Genomic DNA, 22,297 nt, shown 5'->3' with positions numbered 1-22,297 from the left:
AGCGCGACATGCTCCCCGTCAACGCCCGGCCGCGACGCCGATGGCGTCGACGCCCCGGGTCACGAGCTGGACGGCCCCGTCGGTGATGTCGAAGATGAGGCCCGGGAAGATGCCGAAGACCAAGATGAGGACCAGGATGGGCGTCCACGCGATCCACTCGGGGCCGTGCACGTCGTGGATGTGCTCGGCCTCGAACTCGGTCTTGACCGTGCCGAAGGCCACCCGCTGGAGCATCCACAGCAGGTAGCCGGCGGCAAACACCGTGCCGATGGCGGCCACCGCCATGTAGGTACGGAAGATGGGCTCGCTCAGCCCGGCCGCCGGTTGATAGGCCGACAGGATGGCCGGGAACTCGCCCCAGAACCCGGCTAGCCCAGGCAGGCCCAGGGAGGCGAAGGCCGAGAACCCCAGGATCCACCCCAGCTTGGGGGCCTGGGTCAGCAGCCCTCCCAGGCGGGCCAGCTCACGGGTCTTGAACCGTTCCTGGATCGAGCCGGCCACGAAGAAGAGCATCCCGGTGATGAGCCCGTGGGCCACCATGCCGAACACGGCGGCGTTGATGCCGAACGAGGTCAGGGTGGAGATGCCCAGCATCACAAAGCCCATGTGGGCCACCGAGCTGAAGGCGATCAGCCGTTTCATGTCGGTCTGGGCCAGACAGCCGAGCGCCCCGTAGATGATGCCGATCACCGCCAGCAGCCCGATCCACGGGGCCCAGGCCCGGGCCGCCTCGGGCAGGATGGGGATGGCGATGCGGATGAAGCCGTAGGTGCCCAGCTTCAGGAGCACGGCCGCCAGCAGGACCGAGCCGACCGTGGGCGCCTCGGTGTGGGCGTCGGGCAGCCACGTGTGGAACGGGAACATGGGCACCTTGATGGCAAAGCCCATGAAGAGGCCGCCGAAGATCAGGATCTGGGTGCTCCGGGCGATGGCCGCGCCAGTGGTCGTGAGCTCGGGGATGTCGAACGTCTGCCCACCCTGGAAGTAGAGGGCCAGGAACGACAGGATCATCAGGGCCGAGCCGAACAGCGTGTACAGGAAGAACTTGATGGCCGCGTACTGGCGGTTGGGCCCGCCCCACACCCCGATCATGAAGTACATCGGGAGCAGGACCAGCTCGAAGAAGACGAAGAAGAGGATCAGGTCCTGGGCTGCGAAGGTGCCGATCATGCCCGTCTCGAGGATGAGCATCAGCATCAGGAACGCCTTGGGGTTGTGCGGCTCGGGGAAGTGGTCCCACGAGTAGATGACGCACAGGACCGTGATCCCGGCCGACAGCAACATCAGCGGCAGGGAGATGCCGTCGAGGGCGATGTGGTAGCGACTGTTGATGACCTCGATCCAACGGTTGTCGACCACGAACTGCAGCCGGGCCGTCTGGTCGAAGTCGAAGTTGACCAGCATGTAGGTGCACACGGCCGCCGTGGCCAGCGTGAACAGCAGGGCCACCGACTTGAGGATCGTCTCTTCCGACCGGGGCACCATGGCGACGAACACCGCCCCGGCCGCCGGCAGGAAGATGGCCAGGGTCAGTGCCCAACTATCGAATCCGTTCAACACCGTCTCCTAGGTAAGGAACACCAGGACCAGGGCCAGCAGGGCTGACGCGCCAAACAAGTAGGCGGCGTACTGCTGGACCCGCCCGGTCTGGGTCTTGCGGAGGGCGGCGCCGCCCTCCTCGGCCGACAACCCGGCACCGTTGACGGCACCGTCGATGACCATCTGGTCGATGTACTCGTAAGTGACCCGGGCCGTCCGCTTGGCCCCGATGCCCACGGCGTTGACCGCCCCGTCGAGCACCTTCTGGTTGACCCAGTAGGCCGCCTTGGCGATCGGGTACTGGATCTTGCGGACGATCCCCTCGATGAACAGCTCGTCGAGGTAGTACTTGTTGACGAGGACCTTGTGCCCTGTCCGTAGGGCCCCCACCCGCTGGGTCAACCCGTTGAACGAGCCCTTCATGTAGTAGGCGGCCGAGGCGGCGATGCCCAGAAGGGCGACGACGACCGATGTGGCGGCCAACCCCACGTTGAAGTCGTGGTGGTGCAGGATCTCGGGTGCGCCCTCGACGTGGAAGTGGACCCAGTCGCCGAACAGCAGGATGCCGGGAGCGTTGAGCAGGCCGACGACGATCGACAGCCCGCCCAGGATGCGCAGCGGCCAGGCCATCGAAGGGGGCGACTCGTGGGGGTGGCCATGGCCCCGGTACTCACCCCAGAAGATCTTGTAGCAGGCCCTGGTCATGTAGGCGGCTGTCATGAAGGCCCCGATGAGCCCGACCACCAGGAACAGTGGGTAGCCCTCGGCCAGGGCACCATTGAGGATCTCGTCCTTTGACCAGAACCCGGCCAGGGGGGGGATGCCGGCCAGCGCGATCGACCCGACCATGAACGTCCAGAAGGTCGTGGGCATGTGTTTTCGCAGCCCACCCATATCGCTCATGTTGTTGGAGTGCACGGCGTGGATCAGCGAACCCGACCCCAGGAACAGGTTGGCCTTGAAGAAGGCGTGGGTGAACAGGTGGAACACGGCCGCCACCCACGCCCCCACGCCGAGGGCCATGACCATGTAGCCGAGCTGGCTGACCGTGGAGTAGGCCAGCACCTTCTTCACGTCGTCCTGCACGAAGGCCAGCAGGGCGGCGATGATCACCGTGATCCCGCCGATGAGGGCGATGAGGTTGATGCCCCCCACGTCGATCGAGAAGGCCGACCAGAACACCCCGTAGAGGCGGGCCACCAGGTAGACGCCGGCCACGACCATGGTGGCCGCGTGGATGAGCGCCGACACCGGGGTGGGGCCGGCCATGGCGTCGGGCAGCCAGACGTGCAGGGGGAACTGGGCGCTCTTGCCCATCACGCCGATGAACAGCAGGGTGGCCCCGGCCAGCAGCACACCGTGGCTGATGCCCTCGGTCAGGGCCAGGCGGTTGAGGTTGGCTATCTCGAAGTTCTGCCCGGCCGCGAAGAACAGCACGGTCACGCCCAGCAGGAGGCCGACGTCACCGGTGCGGGTGGTGATGAACGCCTTGATGGCGGCGTCGGAGTTGACGCCCTCCTCCCACCAGTGGCCGATCAGCATGAACGAGCACAGGCCCACCAGCTCCCAGCCGATCATGAGCTGCAGGGTGTTGTCGGCCACGACCAGCAGGAGCATCGACGCCGTGAACAGCGACAGGGCGGCGTAGAAGTAGGTGAACCGGCGGTCGCCGTGCATGTAGCCCAAGGAGTAGATCTGGACCATCAGCGAGATGAACGTGACGACCACGAGCATCATCACCGTGAGCCCGTCGACATGGATGCCGACCCCGATGTCGGCCCGCCCGATCTCGAACCAGGTGGTATGGCGGTGAACCTCGTGGGGATCGCTCTGGCTGATCCACTCGAAGGCAGCCGCGAAGGCCATGGCGGCCGACGAGGCGATGGCCAGGATCCCGATCTCCGAACCCTTCTTGGGCATCCGCTTGCCGAAGAACAGGATCAGGAAGAACGAGATGGCTGGTATGAGCGGGATGAGCCAGGCGTTCTCGAGCATCGGTGGCCGCCTAGCCCTTCATGAGATCGGCCTTGTCAAGGTCGATGCTCGCTCGGTTGCGGAATATGACGAGCACGATGGCCAGGCCCACGCCGACCTCGGCGGCCGCCACGGCGATCACGAACAGGGCGAACACCTGGCCGGTGATGTTGTCCTGGAAGGCGCCGAAGGCCAGAAGGTTGATGTTCACGGCGTTGAGCATCAACTCGACCGACATGAGCACGAGCACGGCGTTCTTGCGGGAGAGCACGCCGTAGACGCCCAGGCAGAAGAGCACGGCCGCCAGAAGTAGGAACTGGTTGAGGAACATACCCCTCAGTCCCTCCTCGAGATGGCGACAGCGCCCACCAGAGCGGCCAGGATGAGGACGGACACGACCTCGAAGGGGACCAGGTAAGGACCGAAGATGGCGTCGCTCACCTGGTCGACTCGGCGGATCTCGCCGAACTCGATCTTCTGGCTCCCCCAGGCGTCGGTGAGCACGGCCGCCAGCACACCGAACAGGAAGAGGGCCACGAGCCCTCCCAGCCACCGTTGATCGTTGTCGAGGTCTGCGTCCTGGCCGATCGGGGCACGGGTGAGCATCACCCCGAACAGCAGCAGCACGACCACGGCCCCGATGTAGACCAGGATCTGGACGACGGCCACGAACTCGGCGGCCACCAGCAGGAACTGGCCGGCCGCGCCGGCCAGCACGATGGCCAGGAACAGGGCGGCCCGCACCACGTTCTTGGTCGTCACCAGCCGGAAGGCGGCGGCCACCATGACGAAGGCCAGGATGCCGAAGACGACGTTCTGGGCGACCATGCTCTGCGCCACCATGCTCTGAGCAACCATCGGCCGGGGCGAACCTACTTCTTCTTCTGCGCGCCGGCTTCGAGCGGCAGCGGTTCGGGGACGGTCTCCATCCACTCGCCCAGCTTCTCCTTGTCGTGGAGGAGGTCGGCGATGCGGGGCTCGGAGTACTCGTACTCAGGGCTCCAGAAGAGGGCGTCGAAGGGGCAGACCTCGACGCAGATCCCGCAGTACATGCACAGGGCGTAGTCGATGTCGAAGCGGTCGAGGGCGTTGACCGTGCGGGGCTTGCCGCCCGCCCGGCGGGGAGGGCGCTTCTCCTTGTGGCCCTCGATGTAGATGCACCAGTCGGGGCACTCGCGGGCGCACAGCATGCAGACCGTGCAGTTCTCCTCCTTGAGGGCGATCACCCCACGTGCCCGGGTGGGCGGGGCCTCCTTCTCGTGGGGGTACTGAACGGTGACCGCGCCCTCGAGCATGGTCTTGAAGGTCACGCCTAGGCCCTTGATGAGGCCCTTGCCGGGGATTTCAGGCATCAGAAGGCAACTTTCAGAACGCCGGTGACGACAATGTTGACGAGCGAGATGGGGATCAGGAACTTCCAGGCGATCGTCTGGAGCTGGTCCTCACGGAAGCGCGGGAACGTGAAGCGCATCCAGAAGATCAGGAAAGAGACGAACATGATCTTGGCGGCCAGCACGATGGGCCCCAAGACGTCGGCCAGCCCGCTCGTGGGGTCGATCCCCGGCACCCACCACCCGCCCAGGAAGAGCGTGGAGGCGATGGCCGCCAGGGCGAAGGCCGTGCCGAACTCGGCCATGAAGAAGAACAGGAACCGAAAACCCGAGTACTCGGTCATGTAGCCGGCGATCAGCTCCGACTCGGCCACCGGCATGTCGAACGGCGACTGCGAGAGCTCCGCCTGGGCGGCGACCACGAACAGCAGGAAACCGACGATCTGGGTCAGCACGAACGGGTTGCCGAAGGCGCTGATCCCGAAGATGGCCCCGTCGGCCTGCGCCCGCACGATCCCCTGCAGGCTCATGGTCTCGGCCTGGATGACCACCCCGACCACGGCCAGCACGAGGGGCAGCTCGTAGGCGATGAGCTGGCCGGCGGCCCGCAGGGCACCTAGCAGCGAGTACTTGTTGGCCGAGGCCCAGCCGGCCATGAGGATCCCGACGACCGACAGCGACGACACCGCCAGGGCGAAGAAGATGCCGACGTCGAGGTCCTCGACGACCAGCCTCGGCCCGGCGGGGACCACGACGTAGAGCAGGAACGTCGAGGCCAGCACCACCACCGGCGCCCAGGCGAAGACCCGCCGGTCGGCCTGGGCCGGTATCAGGTCCTCCTTCTGCATGAACTTGATGCCGTCGCCGATCAGCTGGAACCAGCCGTGGTAACCACCCGGCTCCATCGGGCCCAGCCGGCTCTGCATGTGGGCCATCATCTTCAGCAGGAAGACATAGCCGATCACAACGGCGCTGCCAGGGATGATGGCCAAGACGATGATCGTCTTGAGCGCTGTCGCCTGCCAGTAACTGAGGTCGAGCGCGAGCATCAGCCGCGCATCCTCAGACCCCTCCACCCTGCCACGCGGCGGAGCCTACAGAACGGCCCCCGGCGGGTACAAGGTCGAAGGCCGACGGGAACTACGGCCCGTACCCCAAGCCGCGATCACCGCGGAGGCGGGCCGGTGGTGCGGGCCTCGCGCTAGGCCAGCTCGCGCTCGAGGCGGTCGTCGTCGGCGCCGCGCCGGTCGGCCCCGCCTCGGGCCATGATGAACAGGTGCAGACGACGGCCCGAGCTCCGGCGCCTTCGCCATTCCGGCCGCCGGCCGGACGCCCGGCCCGCGCCGGCCGGCCCGGGGGCAGGTAGGCGCAGTGCTGCGCGCCACTCGGGTCGTAGGGCGCCAAGGCGAGCTCCAACTCCTCGCCAACGCGACAGGCACGGTCGTTCTCGCCGGCGGGGCAGGAATGGGAAAGTCGACGCTCGTCCGCCAGGCCGCGTCCGATCCTTCCGAAGCCACCGGGGGGCGAGCCACACCACCGCCGGCGCCCGCCCTGCGGCCGTTGGCCGAGCTCGCCTTGGCTCTCATCCGGGCTGGCGGGCACCTCCTCGACCCGCGCCTGGCGCTTCACGGCAACGCCCTGTCCGTACTACTTCCCGGGATGGTGGGCGGGCCCGGCGATGCCGAGCCAGTCTCGCCGCTGCAGGTCGCCGACGCAGTCCTGCGCCTGCGGGACTCGATCGGGCGCAAGGCGCCCTCCCTCCTCGTACTGGAGGACCTGCACTGGGCCGACCACCAGACGGCCGCCGTGGTCGAGTCGCTGGCCGACGCCCTCCACGGCAGCACCGTCACGCTCCTGTGCACATTGCGCCCCGAAGGACCTGTCTGGCCGGCGGTGCGCCGCCTCGTGCAACGGCACGTAGCTTCTCTCATCGAGCTGGGCCCCCTCGCGGACGCGGAGGTTCGAGACCTGGTGAGCGCGTGCTTGGGCGCGGACCCGCCGGGTCGGCTCATGGAGGCCGTGGCGGTAGCCGGTGGAGTACCCCTGTTCGTCGAGGAGTTGCTCACCGCTTACGAGCAGCGCGGTGAGCTCTGCCGCCAGAACGGCAGGTGGACCTTCCGCCCGGGGCGCGCGGCCCTCCCTCCCAGCGTCGGCGAGAACGTCGCCGCCCGCCTACGGGAGCTCGATGGCGACGTCCGGGTGGTTGTCGAGGCGGCGGCCCTGCTCGGTCAGGAGTTCGACGCGACCCTCCTCGCGGCCGCGATCGCCGGGGGGGCCGAGGCGGTGGACGACGCGCTCCTCGCCGCCGTTCCCCTGGGCCTTCTCGCCCCGGGGGAGACCGGCCCGCTGCGGTTCGCCCATGCCCTGGTGAGAGAGGCGGTGCTGGCGGCGGCGACCGGGGCGCGGCTGCAACCCATCGCGCTGCGGCTCCTGGCCGCTCTCGAGGCGCGCCCGCCCAGCGACGGCGACCTCGAGCTGGCCGCCGCGCTCGCCACGTCCGGCGGTCAGCACGAACGGGCGGCAGCGTTCCTCGACCGGGCGGGACGGCGCCACCTTGACCGGGGGTACCCGGCGGCCGCGGTGGAGTGCATCGACCAGGCGTTCGCGCTGAGCCCCCCGACGGCCACCTCGCTGGAGCGGCGAGAGGCGCTGCTCGAGGCCCTGGCCCTAGCCGGCGACGCCGAGCGAGCCCGGAGCGAGGGAGAGCTCGTCCGCCGCCAGCTGGCCACCGCCGGCGCCAGCGCGGCGCGGCGCCGGGCCTGCACCGTGGCGATGGCGCGAGCCGCGGCCAATGCGGGGCGCTGGACGGAGGCGGCCGCCCTCTTGGCCGAGGTCCCCGGTGCGGCAAGCTCGCTCGAAGCCTTGGTGGCGTTCGAGCTAGGGCGGTTCGAGGAGGCCGACGCGTCGGCGCGACGTGCAGCGGCCGACGGCTCCGCACCGCCGTCTGCGGTCTGCGAGGCGTCTGAGGTGCTGGGCCGGCTAGGGCGCCGGCGCGACCTCGACGAGGCCGCATTCTGGTTCTCACGGGCCGCGGCCACCGCCGAGCTGCACGACCTCGCCCTCTGGCGGGCCCGGGCGCACCACGAGTTGGCGACCATCGACCAGCTGCGCACGCTGTCGATATCCGGGCTCGAAGACGCACGCCAGGCCGCGATCGCCGCCAGCGCGCCGGGGCTGCTGTCGGCGGTCGAGTTCCACCTCGCCGCCGTCCACGGCGTGCGGTTCGAACCCGAGGCGGCGCTGGCGGCCGCCCGTCGTTGCCTCGACACCGCCCGGCGCCTGGGCGCCAGCCGCCAGGAGGCCTGGGCGTGGAACCTCATCGGCCAGGCCCACGCCGTCGCCGGGGACCGCATCCGCGCCACGGCCGCGGCCGCCGAGGCGCTCACCCTTGCAGGCGACGACCCCGAGGTCATCGGGGTGGCCGTCGGCACCGCTCGGGGCCTGGCGTCGCTCATCGTCGAAGACCGCGACCGGGCGATCGCCGAGTGGAGGGAGGCCATCGCAGCGCTGCGACGGCTTCCCGGCCCGACTCCCCTTCCCCCCTGGTACCTCTGGCCGCTGCTCTCCACTTGTCTCGACCTCGAAGGCGACGGCGGCGCCCGGGCGCGAGCGGAGACTGACACTGCCGACCTACGCCTGGCCACCGGCCCGGACGGGCTGTGGCACATGGCGGAGGCGGTGGCGCGCGGCCGAGCGGGTGACGCGCCGGCCGCGCAAGCCGCTCTCGACCGGGCGGGCGCCTGCTTCCGCCTGGTGCCTGCGTTCGCCGGCTACGTCCACCTGGGACGGCGCCTGGCCGCCGAAGCCGCCCTCGATCAGGGCTGGGGACAGCCGGCGGAGTGGCTGGTCGAGGCGGCCGCCTGGTTCGGGGAGCGGGGGCTGGTAACAGCGGCGGGAGCATGCCGGTCGCTCGCCCGGCGAGCGGGCGTACCCGAACGGAGGGCCGGCCGGGGCGCTTCGGCCGTCCCCGCCCACCTCACCGCCATGGGTGTCACAAGCCGTGAGGTCGACGTTCTCCGACTGCTTGCCGAGGGACTCACCAATCGCGTCATTGCCGAGCGGCTGTACGTCTCGCCCCGCACCGTCAAAGGGCACATCGAGAGCCTCCTGGCCAAGACCGGCGCCAGCAATCGCACGCAGCTGGCCACGCTGGCCGTCCGCCCGCGCGCGTAGCTTCCCTCGGGGGCTGCGGACCCGAGGCGAATCGGGCGGCGACCGATCGCCTAAACCGGCCATCCGGCCGGTGTGGGGCGCGCGGTCCCGGCGCATGCTTCTCCCATCCACACAACGTGAGAGGAGACCAACGTGAACGAACACCCCAACGCCGTGCTGGCTCGCATGCTCGTCGACAGCTTCACCCGAGGTGACCTGGCCGCTGTCGGTGCCCACTTCGCCGACGACGCGACGTGGGACCTGCCAGGGCGATCCCGCATCGCCGGGCTGTACAAGGGCCGCGCCGAGATCCTCGGCTTCCTGGCCCGGTCCTACGAGCTGTCAGGTGGCACCCTCGCCCTGGAGCTGATCGACACTCTGGGCAGCGACTGGGGCGCGGTGCAGGTGCAGCACGTCCGCGCCCACGCCGGCGACCGGGTCCTCGACTGTGTCGAGGTGTTGGCCCACGAAGTGGTGGACGGCATGATCATCCGCACCTACCACCGCCCGGACCAGTACGCCATCGAAGCCTTCTTCGGCTGATCCCGCGGAAGACTGGCGGACGGCGGGGTCGGCTCCCGGTAGACCCGATGGGTCCGGGTGAGTGCGGGCGGCGACGACTTGGCCTGCTCCAGCAGGGCATCGTCAAGGTTGATGGTGGTCCTCACCGCGTCGAGATGCTCGCGGAGCGCACGCGGGCCTGCAGCCGTGCTCGCCCGGGCCCGTCCCCCTACGAGGGGATGGTCAGCGGTCGATGTCGCCGAGGATGAAGTAGAGGCTGGCCAGGATCGTGACGATGTCAGGCACGTACACGCCCTTGAGGACCCACGGGATGATCGAGACGTTGTTGAACGAGGCCGAGCGGATCTTGACCCGGAAGGGCCCGAGGCCGCCCTGGCTGACTATGTAGTAGCCCATCTCGCCCAGGGGGTTCTCGGTGCCGACCCAGGCCTCGCCCGCCGGCACCTTGATGATGCGGGGTACCTTGGCCTGGATGGGCCCGGCGGGCAGCCCGTCCAGGCACTGCTCGACGATCCTGGTCGCCTCGCGGGTCTCTTGCAGCCGGACCCAGTACCGGGCGAACGAGTCGCCGTCGGGGTGGGTCCACACCTTCCAGTCGAGGTCCTTCCACACCAGCGGCGACGGCGCGTCACGGCGCAGGTCCCAGTCGACCCCGCTGGCTCGGATGTTGGCCCCCGAGAGCCCGTAGGCCAAGCCGACCTCGGCAGGGATGACGCCGACGCCCCTCGTGCGCTTCTCGAAGATCTCGTTGCCCATCAGCAGGTCTTCGAGCTGGTCGCAGTACTCGCGGATCTTGACCATGACCTGGCGGGTCTCGGCCACCCAGCCCCGGGGCAGGTCGTCCTTGAGCCCGCCAATGCGGTCGAAGTTGGGGTGGAAGCGACCACCGGTGGCCGCCTCGATGAGGTTGAGCACGTACTCCCGGTCGCGAAAGGCCATGAACACCGGGGTGATGGCCCCGAGCTGCACGCCCATCTCCCCGATGAACAGGGTGATGTTGGCGATGCGGCTCATCTCGAACAGGGCGGTGCGGATGTACTGCGCCCGCGGTGGGGCCTCGACCTCCATCAACTGCTCGGCGGCCAGGATGAAGGGCACCTCGTTGGCGAACGACGAGAGCCAGTCGATGCGGTTGACCAGCGTCGTGATCTGGGGGTAGGTGCGGACCTCGGCCAGCTTCTCGTAGCCGCGGTGCATGTAACCGCACATCACGTCGGCCGACACGACCTGCTCACCGTCGAGCTTGGCGATCAGGCGCAGCGTGCCGTGGGTGGCCGGGTGCTGGGGGCCGAGGTTGAGGGTCATCTGCTCGGTCTGGAGCTCGACGTTGACCCGCGCCTCGGCCGCCTGGGCGGCGATGTAGGACAGGCGTTGGGTCTCGGTGACCGACATCAGCTCGCGCCTCCTTCGGCGGCCGCTTCCTCGGCGCCGTAGCCGGCCGGGAACCCCTCGACGTCGACCAGGCCGGGCCAGGGCTTGACCTCACGGGACAGCAAGGGGAAGTCCTTGCGCAGGGGGAACCCCTCGAAGTCGCCCGGGAGGTACAGGTGGGAGAGATTGGGGTGGCCGACGAAGTCGAAGCCGTACATCTCCCAGGTCTCGCGCTCGTGCCAGTCGGCGCCCGCGTAGACCTCCGACCATGTCTCCACCCGGGGGGTCTCGGCGTCGAGGTCGGCCTTGAGGAAGACCCCGAGGTGGCGGGTAGTCGAGTAGACCCGGGCCAGCACCTGGAAGCGGCTGTCCCCGCCCGTGACCCCGGTCTGCATCTCGGCCACCGGTTCGGGCTCGGGCTCCGCATCGCCGTCGCCGTCGCCCTCGCCTTCCACGACCTTGGGGTTGGGCCAGGTGTGGGGCATCCAGTCGACGGCCGACAGGAAGCAGAAGTAGTCGAAGCCCAGTTGGTGGCGCAGGACCTCGGCGGCCCGCTTCCACCGGTCCGGGTGGACCCGCACCCACAGGTCGCCCCTCTGGGTGAGCGAGCCCACGAGGGCGCCGCCCAGGTCGGCCCGCAGGGCCTCGAGCACGTCGAGGTAGGGGTCGGGCGGCGGGGCCTCGGGGGTGGGCTCTTCGGCCTCGGTCGTCTCAGGCTCAACCGACGACAATCGGTTCTCCCTTCCAGCGCTCGGCCATGTCCTCGTTCTGGATGCGCTGCTGGAGCAGCACGATCCCCTCCAGCAGGGCCTCGGGCCGTGGCGGGCAACCGGGCACGTAGACGTCGACGGGGATGATCTGGTCGACCCCCTTGGTCACCGAGTAGGAGTCCCAGTAGGGGCCTCCGCAGTTGGCGCACGAGCCCATGGAGATGACGTACTTGGGGTCGGGCATCTGCTCCCACAGCCGGCGGATGGGCGGGGCCATCTTGTCGGTGACCGTGCCCGAGATCACGACCAGGTCAGCCTGGCGAGGACCGGCCGGGAAGGGGATGACCCCCAGGCGCATCACGTCGTAGCGGGGGGAGGCAAAGGCCGCCCCCATCTCGATGGCACAGCACGCCAGGCCCCACTGGTAGACCCACAGCGAGTACTTCCGGCTGTAGTTGAGCAGGTGGGTGAGCGGCTTGAAGACCTTCTTGTTGAGGGTCCCCTTCTCGACGATTCCCAAGTTATGGTCCCCTCAGGCCCAACGGAGGACACCCTTGCGCCAGGCGTAGACCAAACCCAGGGCGAGGATGACGATGAAGATGCCCATCTCGACGAGGCCGAACAGGCCCATGACCTCGAGCCGGGTGGCCCAAGGGAAGATGAACACCGCCTCGACGTCGAACATCACGAACAGCAGGGCGAACACGTAGTAGCGGATCTGGCTCTGGGACCAGCCCGTCCCCACGGGGTCGACACCCGACTCGTAGTTGATCCCCTTCTGGGGCTGGGGGCGGACGGGACGCAGCAGCCGGCCCAGCCCGAGCATGGCCCCGACCATCACCACGGCGGTCAGGCCGAAGATGGCTACCGTGAGGTACTGGCGAAGGAACTCCGACATCGCGCCCGACAATACCGAAGGCGCCCGCCCGGAGGCGAGACGAGGGCACAGATGGTCATGGGACCGGTCGAGATCCCACGCAAACGGGGGTCAGTGGGGTGAGCGGGTGAGGCGGTGGCAGGTCGTGGCCGCGGTGGCGGCGGTGGCCGCCCTCGGGGTGGGCGTGCTCGTCCTGGGGGGTGGGGACGAGCAGGCCGGCTTCGACGACGCGCTGGCCGGCGGCCCCGCCGAGGACCCGATCGTGACCGGCCCCGAACGCCCCGACTGCCCGATGGCCGGGCACCTGGCCGCCGACTTCGGGGGGCGACGCCGGCCGGGCGTGCCCGTCCCCGACCGCTGGTCGTTCCTGGAACAGCGCACCGACGACCGCTGCCAGCCGGTGCGGTTCAACCCGTGCGAGCCCGTCTACTACGTGACCAACGCGACCCTGGCGCCTCCGGGCGCGCTCGACGACCTGGAGGCGGCTTTCGCCCAGTTGGCCCAGGCCACAGGCATGACGTTCGTGAACGAGGGCCCAACCGACGAGGCCCCGCTGTCGGGACGGCCCGCCTACCAGCCCCGCTACGGTCCGCGCTGGGCGCCGGTGCTGATCGCCTGGGACCGGGGCCGCCCCCACCGCCTCAACCCCGACAACCCCGGCGGCGGCCGTTCGACCAACGTCGACAACGTCTACGTGAGCGGCGTGCTCATCCTCAACGTCGACGCCGTGGACGCCGACGGCCGCCGGCTGGCCAACGGCTTCGGGGAGGGGGCCAGTTGGGGCCGGGTGATGATCCACGAACTGGGCCACCTACTGGGGCTGGGCCACGTCGGCTCCCCCCAGGAGGTCATGTACGACGATCTCGGCGTGCAACGGGGGCGGGCCGAGTTCCACTCCGGCGACCTGGCCGGCCTCCGTGCCCTGGGTCGCGAAGCCGGCTGTCTAACCACGCCGCCCTCGCCCACCCCGGCGCCTTGAGCTGAGGCGGGGCGCCGCCGCCGCCCGCTCTACAGGCGCAGGAGAGTGGCGTGGCGGGCGAAGTCGAGGAAGGCCTCGGGCAGCACGCCGGCCGCCAGGGTGAACACCACGGCCAGCCCCAGGGCGGCGCCCGTGCCCAGGGGGACGGTCAGCCGCGGAAGGGCCAGGCCGTCGGCCCCGGCGGCCGCCGGCCCCGACATGTACATGGCCACGATCACCCGGAGGTAGAAGAAGGCGGCGATAACTGCAGCCACCATGGCGATGATGGCCAGGGCGTAAGAACCCGACTCCACGGCCGCCGAGATCACGCCGAACTTGGCCAGGAAGCCGGAGGTGAGGGGCACCCCCGCCTGGGCCAGCAAGAAGACGGTGAAGGTGAAGGCCAGCCCGGGCCGGGCCACGGCCAGGCCCTTGTAGTCGTCGAGGCTGTGGCGGTCGTCCCCCTTGCGGCCCACCACGGTGGCGATCCCGAAGCTGCCCAGCACCATGAACGTGTAGGCCAGCAGGTAGAACAGCGATCCCGCCACACCCTCGACCGTGCCGGCCTGGAGGCCGACGAGCACGTAGCCGGCATGGGAGATCGACGAGTAGGCGAGCATGCGCTTCACGTCGGTCTGCACCACGGCCAGGACCGAGCCCACGAGCAGGCTGAGCACAGCCAGCGCCCAGATGATCGGCTGCCAGTCGAGCCGGTTGTCGTTGAAGGTGGAGAAGAAGATGCGCAGCAGGGCCGCGAACCCGGCGGCCTTGGCGGCCGCCGCCATGAAGCCCGTCACGGGCGTGGGCGAGCCCTGGTAGACGTCGGGCGTCCACATGTGGAAGGGCACGGCCGCCACCTTGAAGCCGAGCCCCACCAGCAGCAGGCCCATCCCGCCCAAGAAGACGCCCGAGGTGACCGTCTGCTCACGCAGGAAGGCGGAGATGAACCCCAGGTTCGTCGAACCGGTGGCGCCGTAGACGAGGGCGATCCCGTAGAGCAGGAAGGCAGATGAGAAGGCGCCGAGCAGGAAGTACTTGGCCGAGGCCTCCAACGACCGGGGACGGTCGCGCTGGTAGCCGGCCATCACGTACAGGGCGATCGAGAGGATCTCCAGGCCGAGGAAGACCACGATGAGGTCGTTGGCCTTGGCCATGAGGATGCCGCCCGAGGCCGACAGCAGCATGAGCACGTAGTAGTCCGGCCGGTCGAGGCGCTCGCGTTCGAGGTAGCTGTCCGACAGCAGCACGGCGAGGGCCACGGCCGCGCATATGACCACCGTGAAGAACAGGCCGAACCCGTCGATGACCAGGGCTTGGGCCACGGCCAGGCGGGGGCCGCTGCCCGGTTCGCTGCCCGTAACCTCACCCCACAGGGCCCAGGTCGCCACCAGGGCGGCCGCGGCTGCGGCGAGGGTGAACACCGCGTACCCCGGCCCGAGGTGGCGGTCACGAAAGAACGTCCCGGCCAGCAGCAGGACCATGGCCGAGCCCACGAGGATCAGTTCGGGAGCAAGGTGGCTCCACACGATCTCGGGCAGTCCTATGGGCATGCCCTAGTCCCCCCTGGCCACGGCCACGGCCGGCTGGCGGTAATCGGAGTGCTGCTCGACGTGGGTGATCAGGTTGTCGACCGAGGGGGCGATGCGGTCGAGCACCGGCTTGGGGTAGACGCCCATCACCACGATGAGCAGCACCAGGGGGGCCATGACCAGCCGTTCCCTCATGGTGAGCTCGGCGAACTTGGCGTTCTCGCCCGTGGGCTCGCCGTGGAAGACCCGCTTGTAGGCCCACAGCAGGTAGACGGCGGCCAGGATCACCCCGACGGTGGCGGCCACCGCCCACCAGCGGCGGGTGACGAACGTGCCGATGAGCACCAGGAACTCGCCGACGAACCCGTTCAGCCCGGGCAGCCCGATCGACGACAGCATGACCACCATGAACACGGCCGCGAACACGGGGGCGACCTTCTGCAGGCCGCCCAGTTCGGCGATGAGCCGTGTGTGGCGGCGCTCGTAGATCATGCCCACGAGAAGGAAGAGGGCACCGGTGGAGATGCCGTGGTTGACCATCTGGAGCACGCCGCCCTGCAGGCCCTGGGTCGAGAACCCGAAGATGCCGACGACGATGAAACCCAGGTGGGCCACCGACGAGTAGGCCACGAGGCGCTTGAGGTCCTTCTGCATGGTGGCCACGATCGCCCCGTAGAGGATGCCGATCACCCCGAGGGTGAGGAACCACGGCGCCAGGTCGACGGCCGCCTGGGGGAACAGGTAGAGCCCGAAGCGCAGGAACCCGTAGGTGCCGAGCTTGAGCAGGATGGCGGCCAGGATCACGCTGCCACCGGTGGGCGCCTCGGTGTGGGCGTCGGGCAGCCAGGTGTGGACCGGGAAGATCGGCACCTTGATGGCGAACGAGGCGGCGAAGGCCAAGAAGAGCCACCGGGCGGTGTTACCCACGACCGACTGGCCCTCGGCCAGCGCGATCAGGTCGAAGGTGACGGCGCTGTCGGTGGCCTGGGCGTGCAGGAAGACGAGCGTCAGGATGCCGACGAGCATCAGCGCCGACCCGAGCATCGTGTAGAGGAAGAACTTGAGGGCCGCGTAGACCCGTCGCTCGTACCCCCACCCGCCGATCAGGAAGTACATGGGTACGAGCACGACCTCCCAGAACACGAAGAACAAGAAGAGGTCGAGGGAGAGGAACACTCCCATGCAGCCCGCCTGGAGCACGAGCATCCACGCCGCGTAGCCCTTGAAGTCGTGGTGGACGTGGGGCCCGAAGATGGCGATCGGGAAGATGATGCCGGTCAGCACCACCAGGAACAGGGCGATCCCGTCGACCCCTAGCTTCCAGGAGATCCCGAACGAGGCGATCCACTCGTGGTCGCTGACGAACTGGAAGCCACCCGCCCCGGTGTCGAAGGCCCCCAGCAGGTAGAGGCTGAGCAGGGCGGTGACGCCCGAGGCCACGGCGGTCACGCCCTTCACCGCCCCCTCGCTGTCCCGGGGCACGAGGGCGACGACGGCCGCGCCCAGGGCGGGCAGCACCACGAGAAGCGTGAGTAGCGGGAAGCCCGGGCCCGACATCAGCTGCGGGACACCACGAAAGCCAGGATGCCGACCGTACCCGCAGCCACGGCCAGGGCGTAGTGGCGGACATAGCCCGTCTGCACCGAACGCAGGCGGCCCCCGGCGGCCCGTACGGCAGCGGCCGCGCCGTTGACGGCCCCGTCGACGACGGCCGCGTCGAACCGGGCGGTGGCCGTGGCTGCCTTGCGCCCGCCCTCGCCCACGACCTCGGAGTAGAGGTCGTCGACGTACCACGCCCGCTCCAGCACCTTGGGCTCGAACGGGCTCAACCTTCCCTTGAGGTAGGTCAGCGCCGCGATCGTGATGCCCGTGAGCGAGGCGGCGATGGCGACCATGGCCAGCACCACCTTGGCCCCGCTGGTCAGGCCCAGGTGGTGGAGCCGGTCGCCGAACACCGGCTCGAGGAAGTGCTCGAGCACGTATCCCCCGAAGGGCAGGTTAAGCAGGCCCCCCAGGGCGGCCAGGACGGCCAGTACCACCAGGGGCACGGCCATGGTCGCTGGGGACTCGTGAGGCTTGAAATCCCCGTGAGCGCCGTCGCCGTGGACGCCGTGACCGTCGTGGTCGCCGCCGGCGTGGCCCACGGTGGCCGCCGGCTCGTGCTCGGGCGTGGCCGCGGCCGCCTGGGTGGTGGGAGCGGGCGCCTTCTTCCAGCGTTCCTCGCCGAAGAAGACCAGGAACACCTGGCGGCTCATGTAATACGCGGTCAGCAGGGCGGTGACCAGCCCGACGGCCCACAGAACGGGCGAGACGTCCCAAGCGGCGGCCAGGATCTCGTCCTTGGACCAGAAGCCCGAGAAGGGCGGCACCCCCGCGATCGCCAGCCAGCCCACGATGAAGGTGCCGTAGGTGATCGGCATCCACTTGCGCAGGCCGCCCATGCGCCCCATGTCCTGCTCGTCGTGGAGGCCGTGGATGACCGAGCCCGCCCCCAGGAACAACAGGGCCTTGAAGAAGGCGTGGGTCACCATGTGGAAGATGGCGGCCACGTAGGCCCCGGTCCCGACGGCCAGGAACATGTACCCGAGCTGGGACACCGTCGAGTAGGCCAGGACCTTCTTTATGTCCTTCTGGGCACAGGCCACGGTGGCCGCGAACAGCGCCGTCACCGCCCCCACCACGGCGATGACCGTCAGGGCCGTGGGGGCCAGGTCGAGGATGGGGTTGACCCGGCACATCAAGAACACCCCGGCGGTGACCATGGTGGCCGCGTGGATCAGGGCCGACACGGGCGTGGGGCCTTCCATGGCGTCGGGCAACCACACGTAGAGGGGCAGCTGGGCCGACTTGCCGCAGGCCCCCACGAACAGCAGCAGGCTGATGGCCGTAGCCGTGGTGCGGGTGAGGGTCTCGGCCTCCTGGAACACGGTGGTGTAGGTCAACGAACCGGTGGCCGTGAAGATCAGGAACATGGCCAGCATGAACCCGAAGTCGCCCACCCGGTTGGTGATGAACGCCTTGGGGCCGGCGGTGGCCGCCGAGTCGCGCTCGAACCAGAACGAGATGAGCAGGTAGGAGCACGCCCCCACGCCCTCCCATCCCAGGAACGTGATGAGGAAGTTGTCGCCCAGCACGAGCATCAGCATCGAGAACGCGAAGAGGTTGAGGTAGACGAAGAACGTCGGGTAGCGCTTGTCCCCGTGCATGTAGCCCACGCTGTAGAGGTGGATGAGGCTGCCCACCCCGGTGACGAACAGGGCCATCGTGATCGACAACTGGTCGACCAGCAGCCCGGCATTCACCTGCAGCCCACCGGCCGGCACCCACGTGAACAGGGTCTGGGTGAACGAGCGGGCCTCCCCGTCCTGGCCCAGCAGGTCGAGGAACACGAGCAGCGTGACGACGAACGACGCGCCGATGGCGGCCGTGGCCACCCAGCCGGCGCGCGGGTCACCGAGGCGCTTCCCGGCCACCAGTAGCACCAGGAAGCCAGTCAGGGGTAGTGCCGGGATGAGCCAGACGGCGTCGAGCATGGGCGCCGTAGTCTTTCGTGAACGCGGCTCGCCGACAACTCTTTCCCTCCCGGGCCAGGCCGGGTGGGGTGGACCGGGCCCGCCGGGCGCTGAGGGGGCCAGGCACAGAGCCGGTTCTTGCTCGTTCCTGGGGCTTGGGTGCCGGCCCGGATAGGGTGCGGCCGTGGGTGACTACGCGGCCGCCGGGGTCGACGAGGAACGCGAGCAGGCCGCCTTCGGGTCCTCGATGAGGCCCTGGCTGGAACGCACGGCCGTGGCCCGGCCCGGCGTCCGGGTGCTGGCGGGGATCGGCTCGGGCCACTTCGCGTCCGTCCTGGCGGTCGCCAGCGGTGACGGCGAGGTGGCCATCGCCGTCACGACCGACGGTGTGGGCACCAAGATCGAGGTCGCCCGCCAGGTGGGACGGTTCGAGACCGTCGGGATCGACTGCGTGGCCAACAACGTCAACGACCTGATCTGCGTAGGGGCCGACCCCATCGCCCTGGTCGACTACGTCGCCCTCGACTCGGTCGACGAGACGGTGATGGGCGAACTGGCCCGGGGCATGTCGATCGGGGCGCAGGCCGCCGGGATCGCCATCGTGGGCGGCGAGATCGCCCAGGTGGCGTCCATGCTGGCGCCCCGGGCGCCCGGGGCCCCACCCGTGTTCGACCTCGTAGGCACGGCCATCGGCGTGCAGGCCGGTCCTCTGCTCGACGGGTCAGCCGTGGCCCCCGGCGACCTGGTTGTGGGTCTGCGCAGCTCGGGCCTGCACAGCAACGGCTACTCCTTGGCCCGCCGGGCCTTGGGCGAGGAGGGCGTGGCCACCCACGCCGACGCCCTGCTCGAGCCCACCCGCATCTACGTGGGCGCGGCCCGCGCCCTGTGGGCGGCGGGCGTCGAGGTGCACGGCATGGTCCACATCTCGGGCGGCGGCCTGCTCAACGTGCTGCGGCTGGCTGCCCCCGTGGGTTACGTGCTCGACGCCCTGCCCGAGCCACCGGCGGTGTTCGCGGCCGTGGCCCGGGCCGGCGGCATCGGCCCAGCCGAGATGTACGCCACCTTCAACATGGGGACGGGCCTGTGCGTGGTCGTGCCCGCCGGCGCGGACCAGGCCGCCATCGAGGCCATGGGCGAGGGCCAGGTCATCGGCCGCGTGGTCGACGGCCCCGACCGCCGGGTCGAGGTCCCCGCCCTCAGCCTCGTAGGCCGGGGCGACAACTTCTCCTGACTTGCCCATTGCTTCGTGCGAAAGACCACGATATCCAAGTAGGTAGTGCGTAGGCGGAAGGTCTGGCAAACCTTGGCGGTCGGCGTGGCGGTGACGGTGGTCACCGCGTGTTCCAACAACGCCCAACCGCAGACGGCCCCCCTGCAGGGCGCCACCGTCCCCACTGCCGCCCCCACCACGACCACCACCAACCCCTACGCCGTCCCCGACCAGATCGACGCCGCCTACGTCAACCGCGTCCTCGCCGGCCTCGACGCCATCGAAGGCGACATATTCCGCGAGGTACGCGCGACAAAGAACCTCACCCTTGAAACGATTGACCGGATAACGGCCTTCCACACCAACCTCGCCACCGCAGAGGTACTAATCAACTTCTATCAGATTCAGATGGGTCGCAACTTCACAGGGTATTATGAGACACCGGGGAACCGATCCACCGACGTTGTCGACTTGATCCGAGCCACTAGCTCATGTATATACGCGAGCGCTGAGAGGGACAACAGTATGCTTGGTCCGGACACTACCGGCCGGCGTCCGGTATGGGTAGCTCTCCGCCCTATGCCTGTATCACACGTCAATCCGACTGGCTGGGGCTACCAGTATAACGGCGTAACCCCTAGCGGCGGCCCGCCAACGGTCAACCCGTGCGCAGAGTTCTCATAGCGGTTCTGCTACTTCTGCTGGTCGAGCTGGGACCAGCGTGGCCATCCGCTGCGCAGCCGACACAGGTCGACTACGACATCGACGGGTGCTTCGTGGACGACCACGATCCCTCGTTACATGAACTGCCGCGGCGGCCTGATCCTGTTTATCCCTGACTCTGGCGCTCCGCAGGTTCTCACGGTTCCAGACGGTTGGGTACCGTACAATGCTATTTCGTTTGATGATGATGGCGAGCCGTGCATGCATACTCGGTATGCCGATCCTGGCGATGGTGGGATCTTCGCAGAACTCGTCGATGTGTACGATGGTGGCACCCGGGTCCCGGACGGCTTGGTCCCCCCTTGCCCGGCACGGGAGGGGGATACAAGCCCCTACGCATTGGCGGCGTTCTATTGGGAGAGGATCCCGCTACCCGAGCCCCAGCCTTATGCGGCACCGGGCTGGGCCATCGTGGGCAAGACGGTCTACCTGGAGACCCGGGGCCAGACCAGCCACGTGTACACCAACGACACCGAGATCGGGCCGCTCGAGATCCAGGCCACCGGGCGCTACTACGTCGACTGGGGCGACGGCGAGTCCAGCGGGCCGTTCGGGGCCGAGGGTGGGCCCTGGCCCCACGGGCACATCACCCACGACTACATCTGGTCGGGGACCTACGACATCGTCGTGACCCAACGGTGGACCGCGACATGGTCCCTCGCCGGCCATAGCGGCACCCTGCGGGAGCTTCGCACCACTGGCACCATCAATGGGTTCCCGGCCCGGGAGATTCAAGCGGTTGTCGGGGGCGGAAGGTAAGGAAAGAGCGTGGGGCGGGCTGGGCGGTGGACGGTGACGGTGGTGGTCCTCGCCGCGGTGGCGAGCGGGTGTGAGGTGAAGACGGGATCGGGGCGCGATGTCGGGCACTCGATGGGTTGGCAGAAGGTCGAGTTGCCGATCGCGGCCGAGGCCCAGCGAAGCGTTCAACTGGTCGGCCTTCTCCCGCCCTCGGGGCCGTTCCCGTGGTTGGCCGTCGGGACGGTGACCCTCCCGCAACGGGCGAGCACCCTGGGGATCTGGCAGTCGACGGACGCCGTGCGGTGGACGACGCGTTTCGAGGGCTCGCCTGGGCGGTTCGTGGCCCACGGCGCGGCCCGCCAGGGCGACCGGCTCGTGGTCGTGGGCGAGGAGCGGGGCGGGACCGACACCGGGCGGGCGGCGGTATGGCTGGCCGAGGGCGGCGGCGACCCAGTGCGTGTGCGGCTCACGCCCGCGGTCGAAGGCGGCTCCAACGGCTCGATGACGGGCGTGACCGGCGAGGAGGGCGGCGGAGGCGCCGGCTTCTTGGCCAGGGGGCGAGTAGACGGCAACGTGGCCCTCTGGCGGTCACCCGACGGCCGTCAGTGGCAGAGGTTGGCAGGTGCCGAGCAGGCCGTCAACGGCGGCGAGGGAAGCTCGGCGGTGGCCGCCTTGCTTTCCACCACCGACGGCCCGCTGGTGATCGGCCGATCGGGCGCCGAGGCCGCCGCCTGGTATGCCGAAGGCGACCAGTGGCACCGGGCCACCTTCGCCGGCAACCCGGCCGAGGGTCATCCGGCAACCCTCGTCCGCACACCCGATGGCTTCCTGATCGCCGGCTACGAGCGTACGGGGGACCGGGCTCACCCGACCATATGGTCATCGACCGACGGGCGCGACTGGCTGGCGTCGACATCGGCGTTCGACCTCCCCATCAAGCCAACGTGGGACACGTTCGGGATCGCCGTCCGTGCCGTGGCGCCATCGGGCTCGGGCTGGATCGCGAGCGGAGGTGGCCCGGCGGCTGAGGTGTGAATCACTCGCTGGTACCGCCGCATGGGCGCGCGCCAACAAGGCGGGGGTTGACCTTGGTTTGCGGCTCAGGCGGCAGGTTCGAGGGTGACCTTGTGGCCCATGGCCTCCAGTTGGGC

General features: G+C 69.2%; 19 protein-coding genes and 1 pseudogene. 7 read left to right on the top strand and 13 right to left on the bottom strand.

Features of this window, described 5'->3' with window-relative positions:
• Positions 1–18 precede the first annotated feature (18 nt).
• From AB1673_12580 to AB1673_12555, 6 genes and pseudogenes are all read right to left on the bottom strand, one after another.
• Positions 19–1,557 carry an NADH-quinone oxidoreductase subunit M gene (locus AB1673_12580; GenBank protein MEW6154811.1) on the bottom strand — a complete coding sequence of 513 codons (1,539 nt, stop codon included), beginning with the start codon at positions 1,555–1,557 and terminating at the stop codon, positions 19–21.
• A 9-nt stretch (positions 1,558–1,566) separates the two neighbouring features.
• Positions 1,567–3,534, bottom strand: coding sequence for an NADH-quinone oxidoreductase subunit L (gene nuoL / locus AB1673_12575; protein ID MEW6154810.1), 1,968 nt, complete (start codon positions 3,532–3,534; stop codon positions 1,567–1,569).
• Between the two features lie 10 nt (positions 3,535–3,544).
• Positions 3,545–3,844, bottom strand: coding sequence for an NADH-quinone oxidoreductase subunit NuoK (gene nuoK, locus AB1673_12570; protein ID MEW6154809.1), 300 nt, complete (start codon positions 3,842–3,844; stop codon positions 3,545–3,547).
• A 5-nt stretch (positions 3,845–3,849) separates the two neighbouring features.
• Entirely contained in the window at positions 3,850–4,356 is a 507-nt protein-coding gene (locus AB1673_12565) for an NADH-quinone oxidoreductase subunit J (protein MEW6154808.1), read from the bottom strand.
• A 32-nt stretch (positions 4,357–4,388) separates the two neighbouring features.
• Positions 4,389–4,865, bottom strand: a pseudogene (locus tag AB1673_12560) (NADH-quinone oxidoreductase subunit I).
• Positions 4,865–5,893 carry a complex I subunit 1 family protein gene (locus AB1673_12555; protein MEW6154807.1) on the bottom strand — a complete coding sequence of 343 codons (1,029 nt, stop codon included), beginning with the start codon at positions 5,891–5,893 and terminating at the stop codon, positions 4,865–4,867. The pseudogene AB1673_12560 and the gene AB1673_12555 overlap by 1 nt, the downstream one beginning before the upstream one ends.
• A 322-nt stretch (positions 5,894–6,215) precedes the next feature.
• On the opposite strand from AB1673_12555, the gene AB1673_12550 reads away from it, so the two are divergent.
• Positions 6,216–9,017 (top strand): LuxR C-terminal-related transcriptional regulator, encoded by a 2,802-nt coding sequence (locus tag AB1673_12550; protein ID MEW6154806.1) that lies wholly within the window; start codon positions 6,216–6,218, stop codon positions 9,015–9,017.
• 132 nt (positions 9,018–9,149) lie between these two features.
• A complete protein-coding gene (locus tag AB1673_12545; GenBank protein ID MEW6154805.1) occupies positions 9,150–9,539 on the top strand; it encodes a nuclear transport factor 2 family protein in 390 nt (129 codons plus the stop codon).
• 201 nt (positions 9,540–9,740) lie between these two features.
• Here AB1673_12545 and AB1673_12540 read toward each other — a convergent pair whose 3' ends face one another.
• The 4 genes from AB1673_12540 to AB1673_12525 are packed head-to-tail and all read right to left on the bottom strand — an operon-like array spanning position 9,741 to position 12,497.
• Entirely contained in the window at positions 9,741–10,910 is a 1,170-nt protein-coding gene (locus tag AB1673_12540; protein MEW6154804.1) for an NADH-quinone oxidoreductase subunit D 1, read from the bottom strand.
• Positions 10,910–11,620, bottom strand: a complete 711-nt coding sequence (locus AB1673_12535) for an NADH-quinone oxidoreductase subunit C (protein MEW6154803.1) — start codon at positions 11,618–11,620, stop codon at positions 10,910–10,912. Before AB1673_12535 ends, AB1673_12540 begins: the two co-directional genes overlap by 1 nt.
• On the bottom strand, positions 11,607–12,119 hold the full coding sequence (locus AB1673_12530; GenBank protein ID MEW6154802.1) for an NADH-quinone oxidoreductase subunit B family protein: 513 nt from the start codon (positions 12,117–12,119) through the stop codon (positions 11,607–11,609). Before AB1673_12530 ends, AB1673_12535 begins: the two co-directional genes overlap by 14 nt.
• A 12-nt stretch (positions 12,120–12,131) precedes the next feature.
• Positions 12,132–12,497 (bottom strand): NADH-quinone oxidoreductase subunit A, encoded by a 366-nt coding sequence (locus tag AB1673_12525; protein MEW6154801.1) that lies wholly within the window; start codon positions 12,495–12,497, stop codon positions 12,132–12,134.
• 106 nt (positions 12,498–12,603) lie between these two features.
• On the opposite strand from AB1673_12525, the gene AB1673_12520 reads away from it, so the two are divergent.
• A complete protein-coding gene (locus AB1673_12520; GenBank protein ID MEW6154800.1) occupies positions 12,604–13,455 on the top strand; it encodes a matrixin family metalloprotease in 852 nt (283 codons plus the stop codon).
• A 29-nt stretch (positions 13,456–13,484) separates the two neighbouring features.
• On the opposite strand, the gene AB1673_12515 is transcribed toward AB1673_12520, so the two are convergent.
• Genes AB1673_12515 through nuoL (AB1673_12505) form a run of 3 tightly spaced genes read right to left on the bottom strand, consistent with a single transcriptional unit; the run spans position 13,485 to position 18,496 of the window.
• Positions 13,485–14,984 (bottom strand): NADH-quinone oxidoreductase subunit N, encoded by a 1,500-nt coding sequence (locus AB1673_12515; protein ID MEW6154799.1) that lies wholly within the window; start codon positions 14,982–14,984, stop codon positions 13,485–13,487.
• Positions 14,985–14,987: 3 nt separating this feature from the next.
• Positions 14,988–16,520 (bottom strand): NADH-quinone oxidoreductase subunit M, encoded by a 1,533-nt coding sequence (locus AB1673_12510; GenBank protein ID MEW6154798.1) that lies wholly within the window; start codon positions 16,518–16,520, stop codon positions 14,988–14,990.
• Positions 16,520–18,496: an NADH-quinone oxidoreductase subunit L gene (gene nuoL / locus AB1673_12505; protein ID MEW6154797.1), complete on the bottom strand. Its 1,977-nt coding sequence runs from the start codon at positions 18,494–18,496 to the stop codon at positions 16,520–16,522. Before nuoL (AB1673_12505) ends, AB1673_12510 begins: the two co-directional genes overlap by 1 nt.
• 163 nt (positions 18,497–18,659) lie before the next feature.
• Between nuoL (AB1673_12505) and purM the strand changes: the two genes are divergently transcribed.
• The 4 genes from purM to AB1673_12485 all read left to right on the top strand — a co-directional run bounded on the left by purM (position 18,660) and on the right by AB1673_12485 (position 22,181).
• Positions 18,660–19,706 (top strand): phosphoribosylformylglycinamidine cyclo-ligase, encoded by a 1,047-nt coding sequence (gene purM / locus AB1673_12500; protein MEW6154796.1) that lies wholly within the window; start codon positions 18,660–18,662, stop codon positions 19,704–19,706.
• Positions 19,707–19,778: 72 nt separating this feature from the next.
• Positions 19,779–20,369, top strand: coding sequence for a hypothetical protein (locus tag AB1673_12495; GenBank protein MEW6154795.1), 591 nt, complete (start codon positions 19,779–19,781; stop codon positions 20,367–20,369).
• 378 nt (positions 20,370–20,747) lie between these two features.
• The gene (locus AB1673_12490; protein ID MEW6154794.1) at positions 20,748–21,167 is read left to right on the top strand and encodes a hypothetical protein; all 420 of its coding nucleotides are present in this window, start codon (positions 20,748–20,750) and stop codon (positions 21,165–21,167) included.
• A gap of 9 nt (positions 21,168–21,176) precedes the next feature.
• The gene (locus AB1673_12485) at positions 21,177–22,181 is read left to right on the top strand and encodes a hypothetical protein (GenBank protein ID MEW6154793.1); all 1,005 of its coding nucleotides are present in this window, start codon (positions 21,177–21,179) and stop codon (positions 22,179–22,181) included.
• Positions 22,182–22,297: the final 116 nt, after the last annotated feature.

The sequence above is a fragment of the Actinomycetota bacterium genome (assembly GCA_040754375.1).
Lineage (GTDB): Bacteria > Actinomycetota > Acidimicrobiia > Acidimicrobiales > AC-14 > JBFMCT01.
The sequence above is the reverse complement of the archived record's forward strand: the minus strand, read 5'-3'. Positions and strand labels throughout refer to the sequence as shown.